Raw genomic sequence first — 14,444 nt, 5'->3', positions numbered from 1 at the left:
CACCAGTTTACGGAATTTTACAGTATGAATTTGGCACACTTTGTTTTACTTTTTATTGTCATTGAGACTATAATGCTATTGTTCACAAATTAAATTCATAACAGGCAGGGATAATGATGCTAAAAAAAGAAACTTTACTTTTCATTGCATGGGCTACATCTTTTACAGCGACGCTCGGCAGTCTTTATTTCTCGGAAATTGTCGGATATGAGCCGTGCGAACTTTGCTGGTATCAGCGTATTTTAATGTATCCGCTCGTTCTCTTACTGGGACTTGCTGTCGTAAAAAAAGATATGAAAGCAGCGATGTATTCAGTATTGATGTCTGGAATTGGCGGACTCATCTCACTTTATCATTATGGCATTCAAAAAGTGACCTTTTTAACCGATGCTGCCCCGGCTTGTGGACGTGTTCCATGTACTGGTATGTATATTAACTGGCTCGGATTCATTACGATTCCATTTTTAGCCCTTATGGCATTTACAATTATTTTTATTGCCAGTTTATTGATTTTAAGAAAAAAAGGAGAATAAACGTTGAAAAAAATAATGATTTTCGCGGTGGTGCTCGTACTCATTTTCGGTGCGATTGCCTTTATTACGCAGTACCAGAAAGAAAAAGCTTCAGAAGGAAACCCGTATGGCAAAGAAGATCTGCATGCTGAAACAGTGAAGCAACTGGATGATCCAAACTATCAAAATATCATACAGCCTGACGACTTGGAACAAAAACTTGAAAACGGCGAGGATGCCGTCGTGTATTTCTTCAGCCCTACTTGTCCGCATTGTCAAGAAACCACACCAGTGTTAATGCCTATTGCCGCTGATGAAAATGTAGATATTCTTCAGTACAACTTGCTTGAATTTGAACAAGGGTGGGAAGATTATGAGATTGAGTACACGCCAACACTTGTTTACTTCGAAGGAGGATCCGAAAAAGACCGTCTTGTCGGCAGTCAGCCGGATAGCGAATGGCAGTCATTCCTCGGGCAAACGAAGGAACAACAATAAAAAAGCTGTCTTCTGCGGTTAAAAGCAGAAGACAGCTTTTTTATTAGGCTAGGTTAAACAACATAGCCTTTATTTAAAGAAATACAACATGTTTTCGTTCATAAAAAAACGAAAATGGAAATGGGAAATCGATTCGATAACTCCGCAGCGTATTCACACTTTCAATGAAAAGTTCCTCATAAGAAGAAGAAATGTGCGTTGTTTCCAGAATAGAAATAATTGTATTCAATGCTGTAATCACACGGGAAGCATCTTTTAATGACTCCACATAAGCCAACGTTTCGTCTTCAATATGAAAAAACTTTTCGGCTTTTATCACATCAGTTATTGTCGAATCTATATAACGCGGAAAGACATGATGCGACAAATAAGTACTTAAACTTTTAATTTTTTCTTCCTGTTCAATTGTAGAAGACATGATCATCGTCATGAGGACAGCCACCTTTACTTGCAGTCTCTTATAAAGATACCATACAATCTTATTACAATGTATTGTTATTTTTCAGAAAAGGATGATGATAATGAACACAATTCGACAAGATTCGTTATTAATTGTTAGTGTTCCAAACGAATGGGCCAATATAACCGTTGAAGAACTATTGTTAACTATTTGGAAGCTGCCCAAAAAATTGCTGCATCGCTGGCGAATGGATCGGCTTATCAAACTGGATGGAAAGCTAGTTGATTGGCATGCTCCACTTTCGCCCGGTTCCTGTCTTTGCGTCCCTTTCTTTCAGCCCGGCCCATTCGGAGCTGATCCCGTTTCCCCGGCTCCTTCTATATTATACGAAGATGATCATATGATCATCGCCAATAAGCCAGCTGGTATGAAAACACACCCAAATTCGGCTAATGAAACAAATACACTGCTAAATGGGGTGTGCTATCATGTTTTACTCTCAGGTGATACATTGCCTGTTCGTCACGTTCATCGTCTTGACGAAGGAACAAGTGGAGCTGTATTATTTGCGAAGCATGAAGCGGCCTATGCCGTTTTTTCACGTCTTCTTGAAGAAAAAACAATTTATCGAACGTATTTTGCCGTTGTCGATGGAGCTATTAAAAAAAAGGCTGGAATTATCAATCAGCCCATCGGCAAAGATCGCCACCACTCGACACGACGGCGTGTTTCACCGACCGGACAAAATGCTGTGACACATTACAAACGAATCGCTGTACAAGATGGGCGTTCACTACTTGAATGCCGTCTTGAAACAGGTCGAACCCATCAAATACGGGCTCACCTTGCATTCATTGGTCACCCTATTGCAGGTGACACTCTTTACGGTGGTTCCGACTCATTTAATTATCCGTTGCTGCACGCTGTAAAATTGACAGTGCCTAACCCCTTTACGAATGATTGTATTACCATGGAAGCACCTGTACCTATTATATTAAAAAAACTTTTTAATCAGAACTACTTCAATTAAAATAAGTGTAATACTTAAAAAATTCTCGTTTTCATAAATTTATTTCTGTCATTTCGATAGAATTCGCTCGTTCTTTTCCGTTTGATTATTTGCATCGACTACTTAAAAAGAATACTATTAACATAAATTTTTAAAGTTCCTACTTTGGAGGTGTTTGATCCTGTTTAAATTAACTGACCATGAAACAACAGTAAAAACAGAATTTTTAGCTGGGGTGACAACGTTTTTAACGATGGTATACATTGTAGTTGTCAATCCGCTCATTTTGCAAGATGCCGGTGTTCCATTTGAACAAGTGTTTACGGCAACCATTATCGCTACTGTTATCGGAACGCTTTGGATGGGGCTATTTGCCAATTACCCAATTGCCATTGCCCCCGGGATGGGGATGAATGCGTATTTCGCCTATTCGGTTGTCGGTTCTCATGGCGGAATTACATATGAAACGGCTTTTTCAGCCGTCTTTATTTCCGGTTTACTGTTTGTCATTTTGTCTCTAACACCACTTCGGCAAAAACTAATTGAAGCGATTCCTGAAAATTTAAAGCACGGTATTTCAGCCGGAATTGGTCTTTTTATTGCCTTTATCGGATTGCGGTTAACTGGCATTATTACTGCTGATGCGAATAACCTCGTCAAGCTTGGTGATCTGCACAGTCCATCTGTGCTTCTTGCCCTGTTTGGGTTAGCTGTAACGCTTATCCTACTCGCACGCCGTGTCAACGGAGCTTTATTTATCGGCATGATCATAACCGGCCTTGTCGCATTTTTTACCGGACAGCTTTCGTTTGAAAACGGCATTATTGAGGCACCGTCTTTACCGGAAGGGTTTCTCACTGCGAATCCTATTGCAGCATTGGGTGACGTTATTCAGCATAGTTTATATGCTGTAGTCTTTTCCTTTTTAATGGTGACTATTTTTGACACAACCGGTACGATGATTGGTGTTGCCCAGCAAGCTGGATTAATGAAAGGCAACACAATGCCGCGTGCACGCCAAGCGCTCTTAGCCGATTCAGTTGCGACATCTGTAGGTGCAATGGTCGGTACAAGTCCGACAAGCGCGTATATTGAATCAACAACCGGGGTCGCAGCCGGTGGACGAACTGGTTTAACATCTGTTACTGTTGCAGTTTTATTTATTCTGGCGGCTTTTTTCGGGCCACTCGTCGCTTCCGTGTCCGGTATCGCAGCCATTACCGCACCGTCGCTTATTATTGTTGGCTGCCTTATGATGAGCAATGTCGCGAAAATTAACTGGAATGAACTCGATGAAGCATTCCCGGCCTTTCTCATCATCTTAAGTATGCCGCTCACATCAAGTATTGCAACCGGTATTGCACTCGGATTCGTTTCATATCCACTTATGAAAATAGCTTGCGGGCGATATAAAGATGTTCATCCGCTCCTTTACCTTTTTGCTGTGTTATTCTTTTATCAGCTTGCCTTTTTACCTCATTAAAAGACCTCTTCAAAACCAATATTTCTGGTTTTGAAGAGGTCTTTTTATAGGTTCTGACATGAAATAAAACGAATTTATTTTTGAGCTGTGAAAAAATACGTCAATGCCGGATATACTTCTTCGCGCTTTTTAATCACATATGAACGAAACAGCGGATCTTGTACTTTTCGAAAAGCGGACATAAGCGGTGTCGTCCGATTATATTGATTTACTTCTCCGTAACCAAATAGCCGGCAGTGCGGCAATAATTTCTCCAGAAGCTTCACGCACTGTTGATTATCCGATGCCAAGTTATCTCCATCAGAAAAATGAAAGGGATAAATATTGTAGCGATCCGGTGAATACTTTTTTTCTATTAGATCAAGCACAAGTGAATAGGCAGATGAACAAATTGTACCTCCGCTTTCTCCTTTTGAAAAAAAATCATCCTCTTCTACAATCTTTGCTTCTGTATGATGCGCAATAAATACAATATCAACGGCCATATATTTTTTTCTTAAAAATCGTGTCATCCAAAAGAAAAAACTGCGGGCAATATATTTTTCAAATGGCCCCATACTGCCGCTCGTATCCATCATTGCAAAAATGACCGCTTTTGACTGCGGTGTTTTTTCTTCTATAAACGAACGAAATCGTCTGTCTTCCGGCAGTACAGGAAAAAAAGATGGCGTACCTGATAATGAATTGCGCTTAAATGAGGCCATCAGTGTTTTTTTCTTATCAATACGTGCGGTCACACCTGTCTTGCGAATATCATTTATTTTCCATTCCGTAATAAATGACGTCGATTTTTCTTTTTCAATTAAATGTGGCAGTTCCATTTCTGAAAACAATGCATCTTCAATTTCTGCAAGGCTGACATCCGCTTCATAATAATCTTCACCACGCATATTTCCTGCTTTTTTTCCTTGTCCGGCTGCCGGCTCTCCCCCGCCAGCTCGCGCAATCTGATCCCCAACCTCTCCTTTTCCCTGCCCGGCATGACTGCTTTTTTCTTCTGTATAACGAATTCTATATTCTTGAAGTGAACGGATTGGCAGTTTCACAACCCTCTTGCCATCCGACATAATAATTTGCTCTTCAGTTACCATATCAGCCATATTTTTTTGAATAGCTTCTTTCACTTTTTGACGATGTCGTTCTTGATCGTCAAATCCTTTGCGGTGAAGTGACCAATCTTCTTCAGTTAGATGATAAAATTTATCCAATTCCTTAGCCTCCCGGTTTAATTTTTCAAACGACGGGTAAACTGACTGTAAATGAAATATGAGGTGACTTATCATGAATTTTAAAGATCGTGAAGTCGAACCTGTCAATTCTATGGTCACAAATTTTGAAGATATGGAACAACTTGGACGCCAAATGGAACGCCAACGCACAAATGACGAACTAAAACAGCATGATCCTGTTCAGTACGATAAGCAAACAGATGGAAAACAATAACCCGGTTAGCAATTAACCGGGGTTTTTTATTATCGGTTCAATAAACCGCCCACGTAGCGAAGCAGTTCATTTGCTGAAACCGAATTATAGCCACATTCATCAATAAGCCTCGCGGTTACATCATTCATCTTTTTCATATGTTGTTCATCTGGTGCAACTGATGATGTCGTAATTTTTACAACATCCTTCAAATCAGAAAATAGCTTTTTTTGGATCGCTTCCCGAAGCCTGTCATGTTCACGGTAATCAAATTTTTTCCCTTTTCGAGCGTAAGCCGATATCCGAATAAGCATTTCTTCTCGAAATGATTTTTTGGCATTTTCCGAAATGCCAATTTGCTCTTCAATCGAGCGCATTAACCGTTCATCTGGATTCATTTCTTCTCCTGTCAATGGATCATTTAACTTTGTTTTATTGCAATATGCTTCCACGTTATCAAGGTAATTGTCCATCATAGACCGTGCAGATTCTTCATACGAGTATACAAATGCTTTTTGCACTTCTTTTTTGGCTATTTCGTCATACTGTTTACGTGCTTCCGAGATAAACTGCAAATATTTATCCCTTACATCTTTTGATATAGACGGGTGGCTATCCAGTCCATCTTTCAGTGAGCGCAGGACATCAAGAGCATTGATCGAATTTGATTCTTTTTTTATAATTGCAGCAGAAATCCGATTCATAACGTAGCGCGGATCAATGCCATCCATTCCTTCATCAGGATGCTCTTTTTTCAGCTCTGCCACATCTAAACTAGTCAATCCTTCTACTGCAGCTCCATCATATAGCTTCATTTTCATCACTAAATCAATATTGGAACGGCTTGATTCCTTCAAGCGCGTTAATATAGTAAACATTGCCGCAGTTCTAAATGTATGCGGAGCAAAATGAATGTTTGCTGCTTCGCTTTCATGCACCATTTTCTCATAAATTTTTTCCTCTTCCGTCACCTTTAAATTGTACGGAACAGGCATCACAATCATCCGTGAATGAAGTGCCTCATTCTTCCTATCGGCAATAAACGACCGGTACTCCGTTTCATTCGTATGTGCAATAATCATTTCATCAGCTGATATAAGTGCAAATCGGCCTGCTTTAAAATTTCCTTCCTGAGTAAGTGAAAGCAAATGCCACAAAAACTTTTCATCGCACTTCAGCATTTCCTGAAACTCCATTATTCCTCTATTCGCAATATTTAGTTCTCCATCAAACCGGTAAGCTCGCGGATCTGACTCGGATCCAAATTCAGCGATTGTTGAAAAATCAATGCTTCCCGTTAAATCAGCAATATCCTGGGACTTTGGATCAGATGGACTAAATGTTCCGATTCCTCTGCGTTTGTCTTCTGAGAAGAAAATACGCTCTACAGGCACATCTTCAATGCGTCCGCCAAATTCATGCTCTAGCCGGTAAGCATTCAGCGGTGACAGTGATCCTTCAATACGTATTCCGTACTCTTCATAAAAGTCATCACGCAGCTCTCTTGGAATTAAATGCAGCGGGTCTTCTGCCATTTGACACTGTTTAATCGCATATACAGCGCCGGCATCCGTTCTTGTAAATTGTTCCATTCCTCTTTTCATCTTCGACACAATCGTTGACTTTCCGCCTCCAACCGGTCCCATTAACAATAAAATTCTTTTCCGTACATCAAGCTTCTTCGCTGCTGGATGAAAATACTCTTCCACAAGCCGCTTAATTGCTTCATCCATTCCAAACAATTCATCGCTAAAAAAGGAATATTGACCACCTTCAACGCCGGCAGATCGAATCATCTCATATATACGTGCATGGGCCGGCATAGCAATATGCGGGTGCTTTTTAATTAACTCCAAATATTCACGAAACGTCCCTTCCCAGCGTAGCTTTTCTTCTTTAGCACGACATAATTGAATTTTTCCTAGTATTGACATTAATAGTTCCCTCCGCTCCGCTCATAATGGGCGTATTTAACGGATTTTATGCAATCGTATCCTCATTTATGAAAAAACAACCGTCACGATTTTGAAAAAAAGAAACGTTCACAACGTCCTCCATATCCGCTATAATGAAGACAGATCTGTACTTTCACGTTCAAGGAAGGAGTATGAATCCATGAGACTATTAGGCGTTCTTGTTGTTTGTGTGGCATTTTTAACGGCCATTTTTACAGCAGGTTATGATGACAAACCAGGGACTAAATAATAAAAAAGCTGTACCGAATGAATCGGTGCAGCCTTTTTAATGTAAGCCAGGGAACTTTTGCTGACGGAGTGCTTCGTACACGAGAATGGCCGCCGTATTCGATAAATTCAGCGAACGCACGTGATCGTTCATCGGAATACGCAAGCAATGATCAATGTTAGCTTGGATTAGATCTTTTGGCAGCCCCGTCGTCTCTTTCCCGAACATAAAATAATAGTCCTGCTTTGGATCACTGTAATCAAAACTTGCATGATCGTGCGTACCGAACTTCGATAAATAAAACATATTGCCGCTCTTATTTTTTTCAAAAAAGTTATCGAGCGAATCATAATAAGTAATATGAACATACTCCCAGTAATCAAGACCAGCCCGTTTTAACATTTTATCATCTGTTGAAAAGCCAAGCGGTCGAATTAAATGAAGCGGCGTACCAGTCGCCGCACATGTTCTGGCAATATTTCCTGTGTTTGCCGGAATTTCTGGCTGATACAACACAACATGAACAGTCATTAATCATCACCTCTTTTCAAACATTTATTATAACACGGAACGCAGCACTTGAAGCGCTTTTTCTATTTCTAAAAAGACTGCTTCTTCCTTTTCCTGACTAAGCGCCTGCTCCAAAGCCTGTTCTGCTTTAATACCGCCAATTTCCCCGATTGCATAGGCTGCTGTTCCTCGTAAAACAGGACGCGGATCTTCTTTAAGCACATGAATAAGTGCTCCAAGTGATGATTCTTCTTTAAAATGGGCAAGTGCAATTATCGCATTGCGTTGAATCGGCTTTTTCCCGCGCCACGAACCAGACATCTGTCCGAATTGCTCTTTAAACTCTTTATTGCTAATTGACAAAATCGGCTCTAGAAGCGGTTTTACCTGTTCCGCCTCAGGGGTCATTTCCTCATGAATCAGTACATGCTTTCCTTTATTTTCCGGACAAACTGTCTGACATGTATCACAGCCATATAAGCGGTTGCCCAACTGTTTACGAAACTGCTCTGGCAGGAAATCTTTGGTCTGCGTCAAATAGGCAATACATCGTTGTGAATTCAATTGGCCGCCCTGTACAAGTGCATTTGTTGGACATGCATCAATGCATTTCGTACAGGTCCCGCACTGACTCTCCATCGGTGTATCCGGTTCAAACGGCACATTCGTTAACATTTCACCGAGATATACATATGAACCAAACTCTGGCGTAATAATTGCACAATTTTTTGCACTCCAGCCAATACCAGCACGCTCTGCTACTGCCCGATCAGACAATTCTCCTGTATCGACCATTGAACGAAATTGAACATTTGGCAAACGTTCCAATAAGAAAGATTCAAGCATCACAAGCTTTCGTCGAAGTATCGAATGATAGTCTTCGCCCCAAGATGCCCGGCAAAATAAGCCCCGCCGTTCGCCTTTTTTTCCTTTTGGCGCATCTCTAAGCTTTGATGGATATGCAAGCGCAATAGCGATAATGGATCGTGGCTGATCCATCAAAAGGCTTGGATTCACACGCTTTTCAATATCTTTTTCTTCAAAGCCAGAAGCGTAGCCAAGTTCCTGCTGATTAATCAATTTTTGCTTCAATTCCAGAAATGGGTCGGCTGCAGCAAAGCCAATTTTATCAATACCAATTTCTTTGCTGTAATTGATCAGTTCCTGCTTTAATTGCCGATACATTTTTTCACCTCTTCACAGAAAAAACAAGCAAACGGAATTCAATCCGCTTACTTGCTCAATTTTTCTTTTATTTTCTCAATTATCTACAAGTATTGCTTTTCATGTAGAACGATAAACAGTACCCACTGATTGAAGTTCTTCAGTCTAAATGACGGATGCGATGATCCTTTATTTCGTAACGTTTCGTCTTCTGTTTAATCATGGAATTGCAACGGCTTAATCACATGAATCATATAAACTAAACCGATCAACCATTAGTAAATTATTTCACACTCCAGAAGAAAAGTCGACTATTGTGCATCAACTGTAAATTTTACTTCCTTTCTCCATAAATTCTTCTGATTTTTGTTTCATTCCCATCTCCATAAATTCCTCGTCTTCTGCTGCCTTTTTGCGCAGATCATGTGAAATACGCATTGAGCAAAATTTGGGTCCGCACATCGAACAAAAATGAGCTGTTTTTGCGCCTTCTGCCGGCAGTGTCTCGTCATGGTATTCACGTGCTCTGTCTGGATCAAGCGATAAATTAAACTGGTCATGCCATCTAAATTCAAAGCGCGCTTTAGATAAGGCATCATCCCTTTTTTGCGCACCGGGATGACCTTTCGCAAGATCGGCGGCATGAGCTGCAATCTTATAGGCTATGACCCCTTCGCGCACGTCATTTTTATCTGGTAATCCCAGATGTTCTTTAGGTGTGACGTAACAAAGCATCGCTGTTCCATGCATAGCAATCATTGCGGCACCAATCGCCGATGTAATATGATCATAACCTGGTGCTATGTCAGTTGTTAATGGCCCTAGAGTATAAAACGGTGCGCCCTGACAAATTTCAATTTCTTTATCAATATTTTCTTTAATTTTGTGCAGCGGCACATGACCGGGTCCTTCAATCATCACCTGGACATCATGCTTCCAAGCAATTTTCGTTAACTCGCCAAGCGTTTCAAGCTCCGCAAATTGGGCTTCATCGTTCGCATCAGCGATCGATCCGGGACGAAGACCATCACCAAGCGAAACTGAAATATCATACGCTTTTAAAATTTCACAAATCTCTTCAAAGTGTGTGTAAAGGAAATTTTCTTTATGATTGGCAAGACACCACTGGGCTAAAATGGACCCTCCACGCGAAACAATCCCTGTTGTCCGTTTAATTGTCAATGGTATATATCGCAGTAGTACGCCTGCATGAATAGTAAAGTAGTCAACACCTTGTTCGGCCTGCTCGATTAATGTATCTCGATACACGTCCCATGTTAAATTTTCAGCTACCCCGTTTACTTTTTCAAGCGCTTGATAAATCGGTACTGTTCCAACCGGTACTGGCGAATTACGAATAATAAACTCGCGGGTCGCATGAATATTTTTCCCAGTCGATAAATCCATAATCGTGTCTGCTCCCCAATGCGTTGCCCACGTCATTTTTTCCACCTCTTCTTCAATCGAAGAGCTAACAGCCGAGTTGCCAATATTCGCATTTACTTTTACATGAAAATGGCTGCCGATAATCATCGGCTCATTTTCTGGATGATTTATATTCGCTGGAATAATGGCCCGTCCTGATGCCACTTCTTCTCGAACGACTTCCGGATCCATATTTTCACGAATCGCAATGTATTCCATTTCCGGTGTGATCACACCGTTTTTTGCATAATGCATTTGTGTTACATTTTTACCGGGCAATGCACGTCGCGGAATGTGGTCAAAGTCCGGTTGAAACATCGACGCTGCCTCTTTCGCTCCGTTATCTTCCGGTTTTACCGTGCGGCCTATATACGTTTCTGTATCATTCCGTTCTTCCACCCAACGCTCTCTCTTACGTGGCAGACCTTTGTGCACATCCACAACAAATCCCTTTTCTGTATACGGCCCGCTTGTATCATATACAGTAATCGGTTCATTTTTAAATGTACCTGCATCTGTCGCAGTATCACTTAACTCAATTTTCCGAAACGGCACACGCACATCTGAACGCGTACCTTCCACATATACTTTTTCACTTGCCGGGAACTGCGATTGAAGCTCAATTTTTTCACTTTCCAGTCGATTCATTTCTATTTCCCCCTCATTATTGCTGAACCGGATCTGGAAGATACACTTTGCAAACAAAATAAAAACGGGTTCTTTTAATAGATAAAAGAACCCGTGAAATAGTGTGGTAAACGACGCATAAGCCGTCTCTTCCTACTTCCCTACGCTGGTATCAACCAGATCAGGTTCGAAGGGTCAAAGAGCCTTATTCGCGCTCTTCTCTCAGTCCGGCTAACGGACACCCCCAGCAGATATCAATATGAAACTATTTATAACTTTACCATAGACAAAATAGTCTGTAAAGTTATAATTTTCTTTTATTAATAATCATCAAAAAAAGAAAACATGATTAATATAATGTACTCATATTATATAGAAGCATTATGAATAATATTTACCATATTTTGATTAGGATAGTCTAACTCTTCATATTGCTTTATTACTTTTTCTAAATCAAATTCCACCCTTTCAATGGAAGTACTAACACGCTTATTATCAATATCAACAATTGCATAAGAAGATTTTTTCACACCATCAAATGGCAGCCCCACACTTCCAATATTAATGATCACTTTTCCATTAATATATCGTATATATGGCTTGTGTATATGGGCGTACACATAAATATCTGAGTCTGTTAATGTCATTAACTTTGTTTTAATCGCGTCATCTGATTCATCGGGAAGCACAATGTCAAACAAACTATCCGGTGTCGCATGAAAAGCATTAATGGTTAATCCTGCTGCTTCAAAATGCAACGCTGTCGGCAATTCAGCGAGATAGGCAATATCCCTTTGATCTAATTGTGAAACGACCCATTCACGCTCTGCATTCATCATATCTAGCACCTTATCCGGCACTTCACCTTTCTTTACTCCCCGCACAATCCACTCGTCTGCATTTCCTTTAATCACACTAACATTCAGTGACTGCACCAGTTGCAAAGATCGTTTCGGTTCCGGACCACGATAACAAATATCCCCAAGGACATAAATCGTATCTACCTGTTTTTTTTCAATATCTTTTAAAACAGCCTCCAGTGCAACAGCATTGCCATGAATATCAGAAATAAAGGCAATCTTCATTTATAAAACATCCTTTCATGCTATGTAATTCTTTCATGTTAACATGTTTTTTATCAGAATTTGAACCCTTGAAAAAAAAGAGTTTCTACGTATAGTAGAAACTCTTTTTTTGACGTTTTAAAACGTCCTTTTATACCGGTGGCCGGGGTCGAACCGGCACGATCTTGCGATCACAGGATTTTGAGTCCAGCGCGTCTGCCAATTCCGCCACACCGGCAATACTTTATGGAGGCGGCAACCGGAATCGAACCGGTGATAAAGGTTTTGCAGACCTTGGCCTTACCGCTTGGCTATGCCGCCTTAAAATAATAAATATATGGAGCGGAAGACGAGGTTCGAACTCGCGACCCCCACCTTGGCAAGGTGATGTTCTACCACTGAACTACTTCCGCATAATTAAATGGCTGGGCTAGCTGGATTCGAACCAGCGCGTGACGGAGTCAAAGTCCGTTGCCTTACCGCTTGGCTATAGCCCAATGAAAAATGAAAATATGGGGCGATCGAGGGGAATCGAACCCCCGAGTGTCGGAGCCACAATCCGATGCGTTAACCACTTCGCCACGACCGCCATTATTTTATTCATTAGTTAATTTGGCAGGGGCAGTAGGAATCGAACCCACACTGGAGGTTTTGGAGACCTCTGTTCTACCGTTAAACTATGCCCCTACAAGGAATGATATGGTGGAGGGGGGCAGATTCGAACTGCCGAACCCGAAGGAGCGGATTTACAGTCCGCCGCGTTTAGCCACTTCGCTACCCCTCCATATATACACTGTCTAAAACAGTAATGCCGGCAAGAGGACTTGAACCCCCAACCTACTGATTACAAGTCAGTTGCTCTACCAGTTGAGCTACACCGGCTAAATAAATGGCTCAGGACGGAATCGAACCGCCGACACAAGGATTTTCAGTCCTTTGCTCTACCAACTGAGCTACTGAGCCATACATATGTATTTATTATAAAATGGCGGTCCGGACGGGACTCGAACCCGCGACCTCCTGCGTGACAGGCAGGCATTCTAACCAACTGAACTACCGGACCAATAATTGCGGGGGCAGGATTTGAACCTGCGACCTTCGGGTTATGAGCCCGACGAGCTACCGGGCTGCTCCACCCCGCGACGATTAAAAGATTCTATTATTTTATATGGTGGAGGATGACGGGATCGAACCGCCGACCCTCTGCTTGTAAGGCAGATGCTCTCCCAGCTGAGCTAATCCTCCAAATGGTGACCCCTACGGGATTCGAACCCGTGTTACCGCCGTGAAAGGGCGGTGTCTTAACCGCTTGACCAAGGGGCCAGTCTTTTATCTATATATACGAGAGTATTCTGGCGGAGAGCAAGGGATTCGAACCCTTGAGACAGTGTTAACCGCCTACACGATTTCCAATCGTGCTCCTTCGACCTCTCGGACAGCTCTCCAAAATGGCTCCGCAGGCAAGACTCGAACTTGCGACCGATCGGTTAACAGCCGATTGCTCTACCACTGAGCTACTGCGGAATAATTTGTCCAGCTACAGTGATCAAATGATTGATACATAAGTAGTAAGGCCTATGTGGCTAAAAAGCCCCTCTAAGCACTATATTTCTTATGTTTGCCAATTTGATAAAACGATCACTTTGCCTTTCAATTGCCAGGCGGCGTCCTGCTCTCACAGGGGGAAACCCCCAACTACCATCGGCGCTGAAGAGCTTAACTGCCGTGTTCGGGATGGGAACGGGTGTGACCTCTTCGCTAATGCCACCTGACTATTTAAGACATTCACTATTATAACATAACAATGAAGTTTGACAAGAACTTTTTTGTTCTTTCAAAACTGGATAGAAGCATGTCGTATGATCCGTGTTACACCAAGTGTTGTTTTTGTGTTGTCCAGCTTCGGGCGCTATCAGCTCGCGTCACTTCAGGCTGTCTGATGAGGCTAAAGAGCAGCCTCATACAGTCATCCTTCCAGTGCGTGTCGCTGATGAACGCAGCGCCCTCCGCTTTTCATTATTGGTTAAGTCCTCGATCGATTAGTATTCGTCAGCTCCATGTGTCGCCACACTTCCACCCCGAACCTATCTACCTCGTCTTCTTCAAGGGATCTTACTTACTTGCGTAATGGGAAATCTCATCTTGA

General features: G+C 41.7%; 12 protein-coding genes, 15 tRNA genes, 2 rRNA genes and 1 riboswitch. Of the genes, 5 read left to right on the top strand and 24 right to left on the bottom strand.

Annotation, left to right across the window (positions count from 1 at the left end; translation table 11 throughout):
- Positions 1 to 116 precede the first annotated feature (116 nt).
- Both ACZYRN_RS16605 and ACZYRN_RS16600 read left to right on the top strand, forming a co-directional pair.
- The gene (locus ACZYRN_RS16605) at positions 117 to 533 is read left to right on the top strand and encodes a disulfide oxidoreductase (RefSeq protein ID WP_488912733.1); all 417 of its coding nucleotides are present in this window, start codon (positions 117 to 119) and stop codon (positions 531 to 533) included.
- Between the two features lie 3 nt (positions 534 to 536).
- Entirely contained in the window at positions 537 to 1,010 is a 474-nt protein-coding gene (locus ACZYRN_RS16600; RefSeq protein ID WP_488912732.1) for a thioredoxin family protein, read from the top strand.
- A 73-nt stretch (positions 1,011 to 1,083) separates the two neighbouring features.
- Here the strand turns inward: ACZYRN_RS16600 and ACZYRN_RS16595 are convergent, their stop codons facing one another.
- The gene (locus ACZYRN_RS16595) at positions 1,084 to 1,440 is read right to left on the bottom strand and encodes a DUF5365 family protein (protein ID WP_488912731.1); all 357 of its coding nucleotides are present in this window, start codon (positions 1,438 to 1,440) and stop codon (positions 1,084 to 1,086) included.
- Between the two features lie 91 nt (positions 1,441 to 1,531).
- Between ACZYRN_RS16595 and ACZYRN_RS16590 the strand changes: the two genes are divergently transcribed.
- Both ACZYRN_RS16590 and ACZYRN_RS16585 read left to right on the top strand, forming a co-directional pair.
- On the top strand, positions 1,532 to 2,440 hold the full coding sequence (locus ACZYRN_RS16590; protein ID WP_488912730.1) for an RluA family pseudouridine synthase: 909 nt from the start codon (positions 1,532 to 1,534) through the stop codon (positions 2,438 to 2,440).
- A gap of 160 nt (positions 2,441 to 2,600) precedes the next feature.
- The gene (locus ACZYRN_RS16585) at positions 2,601 to 3,902 is read left to right on the top strand and encodes an NCS2 family permease (protein WP_488912873.1); all 1,302 of its coding nucleotides are present in this window, start codon (positions 2,601 to 2,603) and stop codon (positions 3,900 to 3,902) included.
- Between the two features lie 74 nt (positions 3,903 to 3,976).
- Here ACZYRN_RS16585 and yhbH read toward each other — a convergent pair whose 3' ends face one another.
- Positions 3,977 to 5,110, bottom strand: coding sequence for a sporulation protein YhbH (gene yhbH, locus ACZYRN_RS16580; protein WP_488912729.1), 1,134 nt, complete (start codon positions 5,108 to 5,110; stop codon positions 3,977 to 3,979).
- A gap of 73 nt (positions 5,111 to 5,183) precedes the next feature.
- On the opposite strand from yhbH, the gene ACZYRN_RS16575 reads away from it, so the two are divergent.
- A complete protein-coding gene (locus tag ACZYRN_RS16575; RefSeq protein ID WP_488912728.1) occupies positions 5,184 to 5,345 on the top strand; it encodes a hypothetical protein in 162 nt (53 codons plus the stop codon).
- 29 nt (positions 5,346 to 5,374) lie between these two features.
- Here the strand turns inward: ACZYRN_RS16575 and ACZYRN_RS16570 are convergent, their stop codons facing one another.
- The 22 genes from ACZYRN_RS16570 to ACZYRN_RS16465 all read right to left on the bottom strand — a co-directional run.
- On the bottom strand, positions 5,375 to 7,258 hold the full coding sequence (locus ACZYRN_RS16570) for a PrkA family serine protein kinase (protein WP_488912727.1): 1,884 nt from the start codon (positions 7,256 to 7,258) through the stop codon (positions 5,375 to 5,377).
- 307 nt (positions 7,259 to 7,565) lie between these two features.
- Positions 7,566 to 8,039, bottom strand: coding sequence for a tRNA (uridine(34)/cytosine(34)/5-carboxymethylaminomethyluridine(34)-2'-O)-methyltransferase TrmL (gene trmL / locus ACZYRN_RS16565; protein ID WP_488912726.1), 474 nt, complete (start codon positions 8,037 to 8,039; stop codon positions 7,566 to 7,568).
- A gap of 27 nt (positions 8,040 to 8,066) precedes the next feature.
- Entirely contained in the window at positions 8,067 to 9,203 is a 1,137-nt protein-coding gene (queG, locus tag ACZYRN_RS16560) for a tRNA epoxyqueuosine(34) reductase QueG (protein WP_488912725.1), read from the bottom strand.
- Positions 9,204 to 9,503: 300 nt separating this feature from the next.
- Positions 9,504 to 11,255, bottom strand: a complete 1,752-nt coding sequence (thiC, locus tag ACZYRN_RS16555) for a phosphomethylpyrimidine synthase ThiC (RefSeq protein WP_488912724.1) — start codon at positions 11,253 to 11,255, stop codon at positions 9,504 to 9,506.
- Between the two features lie 120 nt (positions 11,256 to 11,375).
- Positions 11,376 to 11,490, bottom strand: a riboswitch (TPP riboswitch).
- Between the two features lie 112 nt (positions 11,491 to 11,602).
- The gene (locus ACZYRN_RS16550; protein ID WP_488912723.1) at positions 11,603 to 12,319 is read right to left on the bottom strand and encodes a metallophosphoesterase family protein; all 717 of its coding nucleotides are present in this window, start codon (positions 12,317 to 12,319) and stop codon (positions 11,603 to 11,605) included.
- A gap of 133 nt (positions 12,320 to 12,452) precedes the next feature.
- A tRNA-Leu gene (locus tag ACZYRN_RS16545) sits at positions 12,453 to 12,536 on the bottom strand.
- Between the two features lie 9 nt (positions 12,537 to 12,545).
- A tRNA-Cys gene (locus ACZYRN_RS16540) sits at positions 12,546 to 12,619 on the bottom strand.
- 17 nt (positions 12,620 to 12,636) lie between these two features.
- Positions 12,637 to 12,711 (bottom strand) — tRNA-Gly (locus ACZYRN_RS16535).
- A gap of 9 nt (positions 12,712 to 12,720) precedes the next feature.
- Positions 12,721 to 12,795, bottom strand: a tRNA-Gln gene (locus ACZYRN_RS16530).
- 16 nt (positions 12,796 to 12,811) lie between these two features.
- A tRNA-His gene (locus ACZYRN_RS16525) sits at positions 12,812 to 12,887 on the bottom strand.
- A 24-nt stretch (positions 12,888 to 12,911) separates the two neighbouring features.
- Positions 12,912 to 12,985: transfer RNA gene (locus ACZYRN_RS16520), tRNA-Trp, on the bottom strand.
- A 13-nt stretch (positions 12,986 to 12,998) separates the two neighbouring features.
- Positions 12,999 to 13,082, bottom strand: a tRNA-Tyr gene (locus tag ACZYRN_RS16515).
- 25 nt (positions 13,083 to 13,107) lie between these two features.
- Positions 13,108 to 13,180, bottom strand: a tRNA-Thr gene (locus ACZYRN_RS16510).
- Positions 13,181 to 13,188: 8 nt separating this feature from the next.
- A tRNA-Phe gene (locus tag ACZYRN_RS16505) sits at positions 13,189 to 13,261 on the bottom strand.
- A gap of 23 nt (positions 13,262 to 13,284) precedes the next feature.
- Positions 13,285 to 13,361, bottom strand: a tRNA-Asp gene (locus ACZYRN_RS16500).
- 5 nt (positions 13,362 to 13,366) lie between these two features.
- Positions 13,367 to 13,440 (bottom strand) — tRNA-Met (locus tag ACZYRN_RS16495).
- A 27-nt stretch (positions 13,441 to 13,467) separates the two neighbouring features.
- Positions 13,468 to 13,543 (bottom strand) — tRNA-Val (locus ACZYRN_RS16490).
- Positions 13,544 to 13,546: 3 nt separating this feature from the next.
- A tRNA-Glu gene (locus tag ACZYRN_RS16485) sits at positions 13,547 to 13,621 on the bottom strand.
- Between the two features lie 30 nt (positions 13,622 to 13,651).
- Positions 13,652 to 13,743 (bottom strand) — tRNA-Ser (locus ACZYRN_RS16480).
- A gap of 4 nt (positions 13,744 to 13,747) precedes the next feature.
- Positions 13,748 to 13,822 (bottom strand) — tRNA-Asn (locus ACZYRN_RS16475).
- Positions 13,823 to 13,954: 132 nt separating this feature from the next.
- Positions 13,955 to 14,070: ribosomal RNA gene (gene rrf, locus ACZYRN_RS16470) — 5S ribosomal RNA — on the bottom strand.
- Positions 14,071 to 14,317: 247 nt separating this feature from the next.
- A 23S ribosomal RNA gene (locus tag ACZYRN_RS16465) occupies positions 14,318 to 14,444 on the bottom strand; the annotation flags it as partial.

This window comes from Domibacillus sp. F004 (genome assembly GCF_057814295.1).
The sequence above is the reverse complement of the archived record's forward strand: the minus strand, read 5'-3'. Positions and strand labels throughout refer to the sequence as shown.